General features: G+C 72.5%; 13 protein-coding genes. 9 read left to right on the top strand and 4 right to left on the bottom strand.

Features of this window, described 5'->3' with window-relative positions:
- Nucleotides 1–7: 7 nt before the first annotated feature.
- The 3 genes from IG94_RS0136560 to IG94_RS0136570 all read left to right on the top strand — a co-directional run bounded on the left by IG94_RS0136560 (nucleotide 8) and on the right by IG94_RS0136570 (nucleotide 2,900).
- The gene (locus tag IG94_RS0136560) at nucleotides 8–1,015 is read left to right on the top strand and encodes a glycoside hydrolase family 11 protein (protein WP_031047880.1); all 1,008 of its coding nucleotides are present in this window, start codon (nucleotides 8–10) and stop codon (nucleotides 1,013–1,015) included.
- A 36-nt stretch (nucleotides 1,016–1,051) separates the two neighbouring features.
- Nucleotides 1,052–2,071, top strand: a complete 1,020-nt coding sequence (locus IG94_RS0136565) for a polysaccharide deacetylase family protein (protein ID WP_031047883.1) — start codon at nucleotides 1,052–1,054, stop codon at nucleotides 2,069–2,071.
- Nucleotides 2,072–2,168: 97 nt separating this feature from the next.
- The gene (locus IG94_RS0136570) at nucleotides 2,169–2,900 is read left to right on the top strand and encodes a DUF7873 family protein (RefSeq protein WP_031047886.1); all 732 of its coding nucleotides are present in this window, start codon (nucleotides 2,169–2,171) and stop codon (nucleotides 2,898–2,900) included.
- A 416-nt stretch (nucleotides 2,901–3,316) separates the two neighbouring features.
- Here IG94_RS0136570 and IG94_RS0136575 read toward each other — a convergent pair whose 3' ends face one another.
- The gene (locus IG94_RS0136575) at nucleotides 3,317–3,682 is read right to left on the bottom strand and encodes a MazG-like family protein (protein ID WP_031047890.1); all 366 of its coding nucleotides are present in this window, start codon (nucleotides 3,680–3,682) and stop codon (nucleotides 3,317–3,319) included.
- Nucleotides 3,683–3,722: 40 nt separating this feature from the next.
- Nucleotides 3,723–4,265, bottom strand: a complete 543-nt coding sequence (locus IG94_RS0136580; protein ID WP_031047892.1) for a DoxX family protein — start codon at nucleotides 4,263–4,265, stop codon at nucleotides 3,723–3,725.
- A 156-nt stretch (nucleotides 4,266–4,421) separates the two neighbouring features.
- Here IG94_RS0136580 and IG94_RS0136585 point away from each other — a divergent pair, with 156 nt between their 5' ends.
- Nucleotides 4,422–4,748 (top strand): hypothetical protein, encoded by a 327-nt coding sequence (locus tag IG94_RS0136585; protein ID WP_031047894.1) that lies wholly within the window; start codon nucleotides 4,422–4,424, stop codon nucleotides 4,746–4,748.
- Nucleotides 4,749–5,042: 294 nt separating this feature from the next.
- Here IG94_RS0136585 and IG94_RS0136590 read toward each other — a convergent pair whose 3' ends face one another.
- Both IG94_RS0136590 and IG94_RS0136595 read right to left on the bottom strand, forming a co-directional pair.
- Nucleotides 5,043–5,831, bottom strand: coding sequence for an SDR family oxidoreductase (locus IG94_RS0136590; RefSeq protein ID WP_031047896.1), 789 nt, complete (start codon nucleotides 5,829–5,831; stop codon nucleotides 5,043–5,045).
- A gap of 24 nt (nucleotides 5,832–5,855) precedes the next feature.
- Entirely contained in the window at nucleotides 5,856–6,908 is a 1,053-nt protein-coding gene (locus tag IG94_RS0136595) for a Gfo/Idh/MocA family protein (protein ID WP_031047898.1), read from the bottom strand.
- Nucleotides 6,909–7,015: 107 nt separating this feature from the next.
- On the opposite strand from IG94_RS0136595, the gene IG94_RS0136600 reads away from it, so the two are divergent.
- The 5 genes from IG94_RS0136600 to IG94_RS0136620 all read left to right on the top strand — a co-directional run bounded on the left by IG94_RS0136600 (nucleotide 7,016) and on the right by IG94_RS0136620 (nucleotide 12,666).
- On the top strand, nucleotides 7,016–8,437 hold the full coding sequence (locus IG94_RS0136600; protein WP_372457737.1) for a multidrug effflux MFS transporter: 1,422 nt from the start codon (nucleotides 7,016–7,018) through the stop codon (nucleotides 8,435–8,437).
- Nucleotides 8,438–8,514: 77 nt separating this feature from the next.
- Nucleotides 8,515–9,561, top strand: a complete 1,047-nt coding sequence (locus IG94_RS0136605; protein ID WP_031047905.1) for a serine hydrolase domain-containing protein — start codon at nucleotides 8,515–8,517, stop codon at nucleotides 9,559–9,561.
- 295 nt (nucleotides 9,562–9,856) lie between these two features.
- Nucleotides 9,857–10,867: a small ribosomal subunit Rsm22 family protein gene (locus IG94_RS0136610; protein ID WP_031047906.1), complete on the top strand. Its 1,011-nt coding sequence runs from the start codon at nucleotides 9,857–9,859 to the stop codon at nucleotides 10,865–10,867.
- Nucleotides 10,868–10,931: 64 nt separating this feature from the next.
- Nucleotides 10,932–11,594 carry a response regulator transcription factor gene (locus IG94_RS0136615; RefSeq protein ID WP_031047908.1) on the top strand — a complete coding sequence of 221 codons (663 nt, stop codon included), beginning with the start codon at nucleotides 10,932–10,934 and terminating at the stop codon, nucleotides 11,592–11,594.
- Between the two features lie 127 nt (nucleotides 11,595–11,721).
- Complete coding sequence (locus IG94_RS0136620) at nucleotides 11,722–12,666, top strand: CPBP family intramembrane glutamic endopeptidase (protein WP_224326164.1); 945 nt, start codon at nucleotides 11,722–11,724, stop codon at nucleotides 12,664–12,666.
- The last annotated feature ends 154 nt before the right edge of the window (nucleotides 12,667–12,820 follow it).

Genomic DNA, 12,820 nt, shown 5'->3' on the forward strand with positions numbered 1-12,820 from the left:
CACCGTCATGAACGTGCTTGTCCAAGCGGGGCGTCGCAGACGCTGGTCCGTCATGCTGCTCGTGCGGAGCGCGTGGGCCGTCGCCCTGGCCGCGCTGGCGGCGATGATGCTGCCGGGGACCGCCCACGCCGACACGGTCGTCACGACCAACCAGGAGGGCACCAACAACGGCTACTACTACTCGTTCTGGACCGACAGCCAGGGCACCGTCTCCATGAACATGGGGTCCGGCGGCCAGTACAGCACCTCGTGGAGCAACACCGGCAACTTCGTCGCGGGCAAGGGCTGGAGCAACGGCGGGCGCAGGACCGTGCAGTACTCCGGCAGCTTCAACCCGTCGGGCAACGCCTATCTGACGCTCTACGGGTGGACGTCGAACCCGCTCGTCGAGTACTACATCGTCGACAACTGGGGCACCTACCGGCCCACCGGTGAGTTCAAGGGCACGGTAACCAGCGACGGCGGTACGTACGACATCTACAAGACGACCCGCTACAACGCCCCCTCCGTCGAAGGCACCCGCACCTTCGACCAGTACTGGAGCGTCCGGCAGTCGAAGCGGACCGGCGGCTCCATCACCACCGGCAACCACTTCGACGCGTGGTCGCGGGCCGGGATGCAGCTCGGTGACTTCAAGTACTACATGATCCTCGCCACCGAGGGTTATCAGAGCAGCGGCAGTTCCAACATCAATGTCGGGGGTACCGGTGGCGGCGGCGGTGGCGACAACGGCGGAGGAGGTGGAGGTGGTGCGTGTGCCGCCACGCTGTCCGCCGGACAGAAGTGGGACGACCGGTACAACCTCGACGTCTCCGTCAGCGGCAGCAGCAACTGGACCGTGACGATGAACGTGCCGTCTCCGGCCAAGGTGCTGTCCACCTGGAACGTCGGTGCCAGTTACCCCAGTTCGCAGACGCTGACCGCCAAGTCCAACGGCAGCGGCAACAACTGGGGTGCCACCATCCAGGCCAACGGCAACTGGAACTGGCCCAGCGTCTCCTGCAGCGCAGGCTGACCGCTCGTGTCACGCGGAGTGAGGAGGTTAGTTCGTATGCGTACACGTACTCGACCCCGCAAACTGGTCAACGGGGTGGCCGCCGCCGCGCTGGTCGCCGCGGGCACCGTCGTCGCCGGTGCCGCCCCCACGCAGGCGTCCACCACGCAGGCGTTCCCCGCGCAGGCCGCCGCCTGCAACGGCTACGTCGGGCTCACCTTCGACGACGGGCCCTCCGGCAGCACGCAGGCACTGCTCAACGCGCTCCGGCAGAACGGGCTGCGGGCCACCATGTTCAACCAGGGGCAGTACGCCGACCAGAACCCGTCCCTGGTCCGGGCCCAGGTGGACGCCGGCATGTGGGTGGGCAACCACAGTTACACCCACCCGCACATGACCCAGCTCGGCCAGGCCCAGATGGACTCCGAGATATCCCGGACCCAGCAGGCCGTGGCCAACGCGGGCGGCGGGACGCCCAAGCTGTTCCGGCCGCCGTACGGCGAGACCAACGCCACGCTGCGGTCGGTGGAGGCCAAGTACGGGCTGACCGAGGTCATCTGGGACGTCGACTCGCAGGACTGGAACAACGCCAGTACCGACGCGATCGTGCAGGCCGTCTCCCGGATGGGCAACGGCCAGGTCATCCTGATGCACGACTGGCCCGCCAACACGCTGGCGGCCATTCCGCGCATCGCGCAGACGCTGGCGGGCAAGGGGCTGTGCTCCGGCATGATCTCGCCCCAGACCGGCCGCGCGGTCGCTCCCGACGGGAGCGGTGGCGGGGGAGGGGACGGCGGTGGCGGCGGTGGCGGTGCGTGTACCGCCGTACTGTCCGCCGGGCAGCGGTGGGGGGACCGGTACAACCTCGACGTCTCCGTCAGCGGGAGCAGCGACTGGACCGTGACGATGAACGTGCCGTCCCCGGCCAAGGTGCTCTCGACCTGGAACGTCAGTGCCAGTTATCCCAGTTCGCAGACGCTGTCGGCCAAGTCGAACGGAAGCGGCGGCAATTGGGGTGTCACCATCCAGGCCAACGGCAACTGGAACTGGCCCACGGTCTCCTGCAGCGCCGGCTGACCGTCCCCACGCTGCCCGGGGCCCGTGCGTGATCAAATGACGTGCGGGCCTCCGGGCTGGTGGGATACGTTCGAGCCAGTTCGAAGGGGGAGCCGGAATGGCGAAGTTGAACCAGATCATCGCGGTCGAGAAGGGCGTCAAGAGCAAGTCGCTCCAGGACATCACCGCGGCCCACCAGAAGGTGCAGAAGCCCGCGCTGCTGGCCGGGATCTCGCGCACGTACCAGCCCAAGGACGAGGAGGGCGAGCAGCTGCCGCCCGAGTCCACGCGGGTGCAGGTGCAGGCCGAGGACGTGCTGCGCGAGACGGCCGCCTCGCTGACGCGGCTGTTCGACGTGACCGCGACCAAGGACTGGGCGAACTGCGCGGCGCGCGCCGACGTCACGGTCGACGGGCACACGGTCGTCGCCGACGTACCGGTCAGCTACCTGCTCTTCCTGGAGAAGCAGCTCACCGACCTGCACGCCTTCGTCAAGAAGCTGCCCACGCTCGACACCGCCGAGGCCTGGTCGCAGGACCCGTCCACGGACTGGTGGAAGACCGACCCGGTGCGCACGATCCGGACCAAGAAGATCCCGCGCAACCACGTCAAGGCCGAGGCGACCGAGAAGCACCCGGCGCAGGTCGAGGTCTACTACGAGGACGTGCCGATCGGTTACTGGACGACGGTGAAGTTCTCCGGTGCGCTGCCCGCGCGGCGGGTGAACGAGCTGCTCGAACGGATCGACAAGCTCCAGCGGGCCGTGAAGTTCGCCCGTGAGGAGGCCAACGGCACCGAGGTCACCGACCAGCGGGTCGGCGACGCGGTGTTCGGCTACCTGTTCGGCTGACGCCGGCGACGGGTAGCCTCCACAGACGCCCCCGCGTGCGAGCGCGGGGGTGCGCACAGAGGCGGGGACCGGAAAGGAGAGCCGGTCCGCGCCATGAGCGCAAGCTGAAACTGACGTTCAGCCTGAAGTGGCGCGGGGCACGGGAGACGTGCTCTCCGCGCCGTCAAACTCAGACTCTCGCTCCAGCTTCAGCATCGCCGCCGATCACCGGAGCGACAAGGCCGGACGACCGCCGTCGGATGCGAGTTCGAATCTCGTCTGCACCGCTTCCTGGTGCGGTAGTTCAAAGGAAGAACACGACGGCCTGACGACTGATCCGTCCTTTCACAGGACTCCGGTGTGCGCATGAGGTGGCATCCCCAGGGGCCCGGGAGCAGGCTACGCTCCCGGGCCCCGCCACATCCGGCCCCGCCGCATCAGGTCCCGCTGTCGCCGGCGCGCGGGCGGTTCGCCACCCCTGCCAAGTGCCGGGCGAAGACCTCGCGGGCCTCGGGGGTCAGCGTGCGCAGGGCCACCATCGCCGTGATCACCACGTCGCACAGCTCCGCCTCCACGTCCTGCCAGGTGTGGGTGACGCCCTTGCGCGGGTTCTGGCCGGTCGCCCCGATGACCGCCTCGGCCACCTCGCCGACCTCCTCGGAGAGCTTCAGCATGCGCAGCAGCAGGCCCTCCCGGCCGCCGAAGGGCTGGTCCGCCTCCAGCCACTTCCACAGGTCGTCGATGGTGTTCCAGGGGCTGGGCTCGGCCGGTGCACCGTCGGGCCTGTCGCTCACGTCGCTCATGAGGAGCAGCGTGCCACGCCGTCCCCGGCCGGGGACGGCCTCAGTCGAACAGGGGCTCCTGCCGGCCCTCGGCGGCCTTCCGTACCCGCTTGTTCCGGGCGCCGACGATCACCGCCGTGGCCGCCCCCGTCGCCGCGAGGGCGGCCGGGACCATCCAGTTCCGGTTGGCCGCGTGGCCGAGCGCGTGGTCGAGGGACAGGCGTCCGGGGCCCGTGATCGCGAGTCCGGCCGCCGTCAGGCCCAGGGAGGCCGCGTACTCGTAGCCGCCGGACTGGGCGAAGAAGCCGTTCGGGGCGTGCACCGCCGCGGCGCCCGCCATCGCGCCGGCCGCCGCCGCGCCCGCGGCCGGAGTCGCGAGGCCGAGGGCCAGCAGAGCGCCGCCGCCCGCCTCCGCCAGACCCGCCGCGGTGGCGCTGGCCCGGCCCGGCGCGTACCCCATGGCCTCCATGGCCTGGCCGGTGCCCTCGAGGCCGCCGCCGCCGAACCAGCCGAGCAGCTTCTGCGCGCCGTGCGCGGCCAGGACGCCGCCGGTGCCCAGCCGGAGCAGCAGCAGGCCCAGATCACGCCGGTCGAAACACGTCACGTCGGCTCCCTCGTACGCTGCGGACGGCCCACCCGACGCTGCCGCGGGTGGCTCACCCGTCCAGCGTCGCCCCTCCGCCCCGCCCGGGCCCGCCGCGGACGGCGTTCGGGTGGTGCCCGGTGGCGGGGGTGCGGGGGCGGTGTGACGCTGGCCGGCATGACGATTCAGACCACGCGCCTGCGCGACCCGGCCGTCCGCGCCTTCGTCGCCGCGGTGAACGCCCACGACCGCGAGGCCTTCCTCGCGACCCTCTCGCCGGACGCCACCATGGCCGACGACGGGGACGACCGGGACCTCGACCAGTGGATCGACCGGGAGATCTTCTCCTCCAACGGTCACCTGGAGGTCGACAACGAGTCGAACGGCGGCCGGGCCCTCGTCGGCCGCTACCGCAACGACACGTGGGGCGAGATGCGCACGCGCTGGAACTTCACCGTGGACGGGGAGGGACGGATCGCGCGCTTCGAGACCGGGCAGGCGTAACCCCGCCGGGGAGGGGTCCCGTGATGTCGCGGCAGCCGTTCCGGGCGCCGGCGCGTCTTCCGCGGTCCCACGCGGAATCCCCCCTGCCGGTGCGGCGGAACGGCTGCCGCCTCCCCCCCTCGGGATGGCTCAGTACATGCCTGCGGCACGGCCCGTGGACCCTTGTGGAAGGCCAACACCCCAAGTGTGAAGCTCTGGTGAAGGAGAGTTGAGCATATGCCGGGCGTCGCTTGCAAGACCACGGACTGTGGAATTCCGATTGTGTGAATGATCGTGGCGCGCAGGGGTGGGCGCTCAGCCGCGTCCCACGTACGGCATCGCCGTCGCCACGACCGTCGCGAACTGCACGTTCGCCTCCAGCGGCAGCTCCGCCATGTGCCGCACCGTGCGCGCCACGTCGGCGACGTCCATCACCGGCTCCGGCGCCGTCTCCCCGTTGGCCTGGAGCGCGCCGGTCTGCATCCCGGCCGTCATGTCGGTCGCCGCGTTGCCGATGTCGATCTGGCCGACCGCGATGCCGTACGGACGGCCGTCCAGCGACAGCGACTTGGTCAGGCCCGTCAGCGCGTGCTTGGTCGCCGTGTACGCCACCGAGTGCGGGCGCGGCGTGTGCGCCGAGATCGAGCCGTTGTTGATGATCCGGCCGCCCTGCGGCGCCTGCTCCTTCATCTGCCGGTACGCCGCCTGCGCGCACAGGAAGGCCCCGTGGAGATTGGTGTCCACCACGTGCCGCCACGCCTCGTAGGGCAGTTCCTCGACGGGCACGCCACCCGGGCCGAACGTCCCTGCGTTGTTGAAGAGCAGGTCCAGGCGGCCGAAGCGGTCGCGTACGGCGGTGAACAGGGCGGCCACGTCGTCCGGTTGGGAGACGTCGGCGCGGACGACGAGGGCGGCGCTGTCCGCGGGGGCCAGCGCCGCCGTCTGCTCCAGGGGCTCGGTGCGGCGGCCGGAGAGGGCCACCGCCCAGTCCGCGGCGAGCAGTTCGAGGGCGACGGCCCGGCCGACGCCGGATCCGGCGCCCGTCACGACGGCGACCCGCCGGGCCGTGGCGGTTTCCCCGGCGGCGTTTCTCAAGGTGTTCATGGCCCGGCAGCGTACGCGCGCCGCTCAGGCCGGCACGACGACCGGTTCTCCCGCCTCTCCCGTTCCTCCGGCCTCTCCCGTCGTCTCTCCGGGGTAGCGGACGCCGACGCGCTTCCGGATCGCGTCGAGCGTCCGCATCACGGCCAGCGTGCCCTCCAGCGGGACCAGCGGCGACTCGGTCTCCCCGGCGCGCAGCGCCCGCATCACCTCCCGTGCCTCGTGCGCGAGGCTGTCCCGGGGCCCGTCGGCGGGGTCCGCCCGGAACTCCTGCGGGTCCCGGCCGTCCCGGTGCAGTACGAAGTGGTCCGGGAAGAAGAAGCCGTACGGGACGTCGATGCGGCCCTCGGAGCCGGTGACCGACGCGGAGTTGGGCGTACTGCCGGTGATCGAGCAGTGCAGCGAGGCGAGGGCGCCGCTCCCGTAGGACAGCAGGGCGCCCGTCTGGAGGTCGACGCCCTCCTCCGAGAGCACCGCCCGCGCGACGACGTCCGACGGCTCGCCGAGCAGCAACTGCGCGAACGACACCGGGTAGACGCCGAGGTCGAGCAGGGCGCCGCCGCCCTGTGCCGGGTCCCGCAGCCGGTGCGTGGGCGGGAACCGGTTCGCCTCTCCGAAGTCGGCCTGGACGCTGCGGATCTCCCCGATCGCGCCGTCGTCGACCAGCGCCTTCAGGCGCCGGACCATCGGGTTGCAGTACATCCACATCGCTTCCATCAGGAAGCCGCCGTTCTCGCGGGCGAGGGCGACCAGTTCCTCCGCCTCGCGCACGTTCAGCGTGAACGGCTTCTCGCACAGCACGTTCCGCCCCGCCTCCAGGCACAGGCCCGCCGCGGCGCGGTGCGCCGAGTGCGGGGTCGCGACGTACACCACGTCGACGTCCTCGTCCCGCGCCAGCGGCTCCCAGCCGCCGTAGGCCCGTGCGATCCCGAACCGCTCGGCGAACGCCTTCGCCGACGCCTCGGTCCGCGAGGCCACCGCCACGACCTCGGCGTCCGGCAGATCCACCAGATCCGCCGCGAACCGCGCCGCCATCCCACCGGTCGCCAGAATCCCCCAGCGCACCTTCTGCCCGGTCACCGCTGACACCCCGCCCCACCCTCGCTCAGGTTCGTTCGACTCTGTTCGTACAACTCCGTACGAGCTGAGAGCATAGGTGGCGGATCTGTAGAAAGAGGGAGGGGCTCATGCCCGAGCGCGGGCCGTCCATACCGCACGAGTCACCGGACATGACAACGCCAACGTCGAGGCCAACGTCAACGTCGGCGCCGGCATCGGCGCCGACGGCAGCGCCCGTGCCGGCGCCACGGGCGGCGCACGACGCGATGAGAGAGGCGGAGGCGGCTCCGGCCGGATCTTCGCTGCGTGCCACCCGCCGTACCAGTCTGCTCGTCACGCTCATCCTCGGCAGCCTGACCGCCACGCCGCCCCTGGCGATGGACATGTACCTCCCCTCGCTCCCGGAGGTCACCCGGTCCCTCGGCGCGTCCGCCGCCACCGTCCAGCTCACGCTCACCGCGTGCCTGGCCGGCATGGCCCTCGGGCAGATCATCGTGGGACCGATGAGCGACAAGTGGGGCCGCCGGCGCCCGCTGCTCGCCGGGCTCGCCGTCTACGTCGTCGCCACCGCCCTGTGCGCCGTCGCGCCCACCGTCGAACTCCTCGTCGCCTTCCGGCTGGTGCAGGGTCTCGCGGGGGCCGCCGGGATAGTGATCTCCCGCGCCGTCGTACGCGACCTGTACGACGGTGTGGCCATGGCCCGCTTCTTCTCCACCCTCATGCTGATCTCCGGCGTCGCGCCGGTCGTGGCGCCGCTCATCGGCGGGCAGATCCTGCGCTTCACGGACTGGCGGGGTGTGTTCGTCGTCCTCGTCGTGGTCGGCGTGGTCCTCGGCGCGATCGTGTGGGCGAAGCTGCCCGAGACGCTGCCCGTCGCGGAACGGCACGCGGGCGGGGTCCGCGACACCCTGAGCGCGATGCGCCGCCTGCTCGCCGACCGGGCCTTCACCGGGTACATGCTCGCCGGCGGCTTCGCCTTCGCCTCGCTGTTCGCCTACGTCGCGGCGTCGCCGTTCGTCATGCAGGAGATCTACGGCGCCTCGCCGCAGACGTTCAGCCTGCTGTTCGGGCTCAACTCCATCGGCCTCGTCGTGGTCGGCCAGATCAACGGCAAGATCCTCGTCGGGCGGGTCCGGCTCGACCGGGTGCTCCGGCTCGGCCTCGTCGTCGTGATCGCCGCCTCGACCGTGCTGCTGCTGATGTCTCTCGGCGTCTTCGGCGAGGTCGGACTCGTGCCGGTCGCCGCCGCGCTGTTCGTGCTGATGTCCGCGATGGGCATCAGCCTGCCCAACACCCAGGCGCTCGCCCTCATGCGGGTCAGGCACTCCGCCGGGTCCGCGTCCGCGCTGCTCGGTACGTCCTCCTTCCTCATCGGCGCCGTCGCCTCGCCGCTCGTCGGGATCGCGGGCGAGGACACCGCGGTGCCCATGGCCGTCGTCCAGCTGGTGGCCTCCGTACTGGCGCTGGGCTTCCTCGTGTTCCTCGTCGGAAGCGGGAGCGGAAACGGAAGCGGAAGCAGAGGCGGGAGCAGAAGGGGAGCGGAAAACTGAGCGCTCCGAGACTGCGCAGCGGCACCCCGGAGCGGGCCGGGCTCGACCCCGGCCTGCTCCGCCGTGTCGTCGCACAGGTGCACGACCTCACCACCGGTGAACGGCCCTGGGCGGCGGGCGCCGTCCTGGCCGTCGGACGCGGCCCCGTGCTCGCCGTCGAGGAGGCCGCGGGCTGGGCGGTGCGGTACGCCGCGTACGACCCGGACACCGACGCGGGCGTGGAGCTGCCCCCGGACGCGTGGGTGCCGGCGACCGTGGCGACGCCCTTCGACCTCGCCTCGCTCACCAAGCTCTTCACGACCGTCGCCGCGGTGCAGCAGATCGAGCGGGGGACCCTCGGGATCGACGCCCTGGTGGGCGCCTACCTGCCCGACTTCGGGGCCGCTGCCGCGCACCGCGTCACCGTACGGCAACTGCTCACCCACACCTCCGGGCTGCGGCCCGAACTCCCGCTGTACTCCTGCGCGGACGACGCGGAGCGGCTGGCGCTGCTGCGGGCGGAGGCGCCGGTGGGGGTGCCGGGCACGTACTGCTACTCGGACCTGAACATGCTGCTCCTCCAGCAGGTCCTGGAACGCATCACCGGGCGGGGTCTCGACGTCCTCGTCCGGGACGGGATCACCCGGCCGCTGGGGATGACGGCGACGGGCTTCGGGCCGTGCGCGGGGGCGGCGGCGACGGAGGACCAGCGGCGGCCGTGGGCCAAGGCCGACCGGGGGATGCTGCGGGGCGTCGTCCACGACGAGAACGCGTGGGCGCTGGGCGGGGTAGCGGGACATGCCGGGCTCTTCTCCACGGGGCGGGACCTCGCGGTGTTCTGCCGCGCGCTGCTCGCGGGCGGCTCGTACGGGCCGGCGCGCATCCTCGGCGCCGACTTCGTCGAGCTGCTGCTGGCTCCGCCCGGGCTCGGGTTCGGCCTTGACCAGCCGTGGTTCATGGGGGAGCTGGCGGGGCGCGGGGCGGCGGGGCACACCGGGTTCACCGGCACGATGCTGGTGCTCGACCGGGTGACGGACACGTTCGTGGTGCTGCTGGCCAACACGGTGCACCCGCGGCGCCGGACGCCGGTCGGCGGGGTGCGGGCGGGGGTGTGCACGGGGGTGGCTCGGGCGGTACGGGTGTGAGGGGCGGGGCTCGGGCCGGGATGGCGGGCCGGCGCTCCTTTCGCACTTGGTGCGGATGCGGGCGCCGGGGTGGGCGTGCGGCCCGGCGTTCACTCGGTCCCCGGCGTGGGTGTCGGCCGGGGGGTGGGTCGCGAGGCCCGGCGCCGGCGGGGTGCCGCTGCGCCCACCCGTGCCGCCCCAGCGGCACGACGACTGCCCGCAGCGGCGCGGCACGACTGCCCGCAGCTCGGGCGGCGTGCGCCTGCTCGCAGCGGCGCGGCAGCGGGGGCGGTGCGGGGGACCGTAGGATTGGCGGGTGAATCGCCCCGTCCCTGTTCCCCCACTCGCCGATGTCCTGCGTGCCGCTCTCGCCGAGCTGGTCGACGGGCTGCCGCCGCGGCAGGCCGGGCGGGCCGTGGAGCGGTTGATCGGGCATTACCGGGGGGACACCCCGACCGACGCCCCCATCCTGCGTGACCGCGCGGACGTCGTCGCCTACGCCGCCTACCGCATGCCGGCCACCTTCGCCGCCGTGCGGTCGGCGCTGGACGCCTTCGCGGACGCCGTGCCGGGCTGGGCACCCGGCAGCCACGTCGACGTCGGCGGCGGGACCGGCGCCGCCACCTGGGCCGTCGGCGACACGTGGGCGGGGCCCCGGCAGGCGACCGTGCTCGACTGGTCCGAGCCCGCGCTCGCCCTCGGCCGGGAGATCGCCGCCGCCCACCCCGCCCTGCGGGACGTGCGCTGGCAGCGCTCCCGGATCGGCGCGGCGCTCACCGTCGAGGACACCGACCTCGTCACCGTGTCCTACGTCCTCAACGAGCTGACCTCCGCCGACCGGGCCGCCCTCGTCGACGCCGCCGCGAGCGCCGCGCGGGCGGTGGTGATCGTCGAGGCCGGGACCCCCGACGGGTACGCCCGCGTCATCGAGGCCCGCGACCGGCTCGTCGCCGCCGGGTTCCACGTCGCGGCGCCCTGCCCGCACAGCGCCGCCTGCCCGATCGTGCCGGGCACCGACTGGTGCCACTTCGCGGCGCGGGTCAGCCGGTCGTCCCTGCACCGGCAGGTCAAGGGCGGGTCCCTCGCCTACGAGGACGAGAAGTTCAGCTACGTCGCCGCCACCCGGCTCCCGGTCTCCCCGGCCCCCTCCCGCGTCGTACGGCATCCCCTGATCCGCAAGGGCCAGGTGCTGCTCGACCTGTGCGAGCCCGACGAGCAGCTGCGGCGGCGGACGGTCACCAAGCGCCACGGCGACCTGTACAAGGCCGCGCGGGACGCGGTCTGGGGCGACGCGTGGCCGGACGCCGCCAACCCGCCGACGGAGTAAGGTCGGTGCGCCCGACGACCTGGAAGTGGACCCGCCCGTGGAACGTGAAGTGCCCCCTGCCGCCCTGCGGATCGTGATCGCCGAGGACGACCCGCTGCTCCGCGAGGGGCTCGCCCTGCTGCTGCGGGCCGAGGGCCTGGACGTGGTCGCCACCGCGGACAACGCCGAGTCGGTGCTCGTGGCCGTCGCCGAGCACGAGCCGGACGTGGCCATCCTGGACGTGCGCATGCCGCCCACGCACACCGACGAAGGCGTCCGGGCCGCCGTCGAGGCCCGCCGGCGCCGCCCGGGCCTGGCCGTGCTCGTGCTCTCCGCCTACGTCGAGCAGTCCTTCGCCACCGACCTGCTGACCGGCGGGGTGGGCGGCCTCGGCTACCTGCTCAAGGAACGCGTCGGCCGGGTCGAGGAGTTCATGGACGCGCTGCGCCGGGTCGCGGCGGGCGGCACCGCCATCGACCCGGAGGTCGTCGCCCAGCTCTTCACCCGGACCCGCCAGGACACCCGGCTGGAACGCCTCAGCCCGCGGGAGCGCGAGGTGCTGGCGCTGATGGCCGAGGGCCTGGGCAACAGCGCCATCGCCGGGCGGCTCGTCGTCACCGACGGCGCGGTGCACAAGCACATCCGCAGCATCTTCGCCAAGCTCGACCTGTCCCCGGCCGACCAGGTCGACCGGCGGGTGGCGGCCGTCCTGCACTACCTGGAGAACGCGCGGACGCAGGCGCACTGACCGGAGAGTACGGCAGTGCGGGTACAGCCTGCTGGAGTCCCGTTCGGGGCGTGCGCGGCAATGTGCCCCGAAGCCGCGACTGGTGTGCTGAACAGGTCGGTTCAGCCACCCCCGAAGGGACGTCGCGGTGAGTACGTACGCACAGATCAGGACCGGTTCCAGCAGCGGTTCCGGCACCGGTTCCGGTATCGAGCCGCCCGGGGCGCGGGGTCTGCGGGGGAGTCTTGGCCGGTACCCGCTGACGTGGTTCTTCTCGCTCGCCTTCGGGCTCAGCTGGGTGGCCTGGATCCCGTACATCCTGTCCGGGAACGGCCTGGGCGTCCTCGGCTTCACCTTCCCGGGCGGGGACGGCGGCAGTCAGGTCCTGGGTGTGCTGCCCGGCGCCTACCTCGGGCCGATCCTGTCGGCCTTCCTCGTCACCGCGGCCGCCGAGGGCCGCCCCGGGCTGCGGGCCTGGCTGGGGCGGATGGCCAAGTGGCGGGTCGACTGGCGCTGGTACGCCGGTGTGCTCGTCGCGGTGCCCGCGGTGCTCACCCTGACCTCGGCCGTGCTCGGCGGACGCGGGCCGGTGCTGCCCTCGGCCGCGGTGCTGGTGGCGTTCGTGCCGGGCCTGGTCCTGCAGATGATCACCACCGGGCTGGCCGAGGAGCCCGGCTGGCGCGACTTCGCCATGCCCATCCTGCAGCGCCGGCACGGCGCCCTGCTCGGCTCCCTGATCGTCGGCCCGCTGTGGGGCGTGTGGCACCTGCCGCTGTTCCTGTCCGACTGGGGCGGCTACCCGGACGTGCCCTGGTGGCAGCCGGTGGAGTTCATCGGCACCACCATCGCCTTCAGCTTCGTGATGACCTGGGTCTTCAACCGCACCGGCCAGAGCCTGCCGCTCGCGATGCTGCTGCACGTCGGCGTCAACAACTACTTCTCGATCGCCTGGTCGGACATGTTCCCCGAGCTGTCGTCCGGCTACACGACCCACGCGTTCCTGATCAGCTCCGCGGTCGCGGCCACCGTGCTGCTGATCGCCACCAGGGGCCGCCTCGGCTACGAGCCGGCCCCCGACGCCGTACGTTCATGACGCCTCGTCGGCGGCGCCCGGCGACTGCCGGGGCCGCCGGCGCCCAGCGCAACGTGTGGCGCCACCCTCGGCGAGACGTACCGTCTTGTCAACCTGATAACTTCGAACCATGGCCGCTCAGAAACCCACCCGCAGCCCCCGCCCCGCCCCGGCC

The sequence above is a fragment of the Streptomyces olivaceus genome, assembly GCF_000721235.1.
GTDB classification, from domain to species: domain Bacteria; phylum Actinomycetota; class Actinomycetes; order Streptomycetales; family Streptomycetaceae; genus Streptomyces; species Streptomyces olivaceus.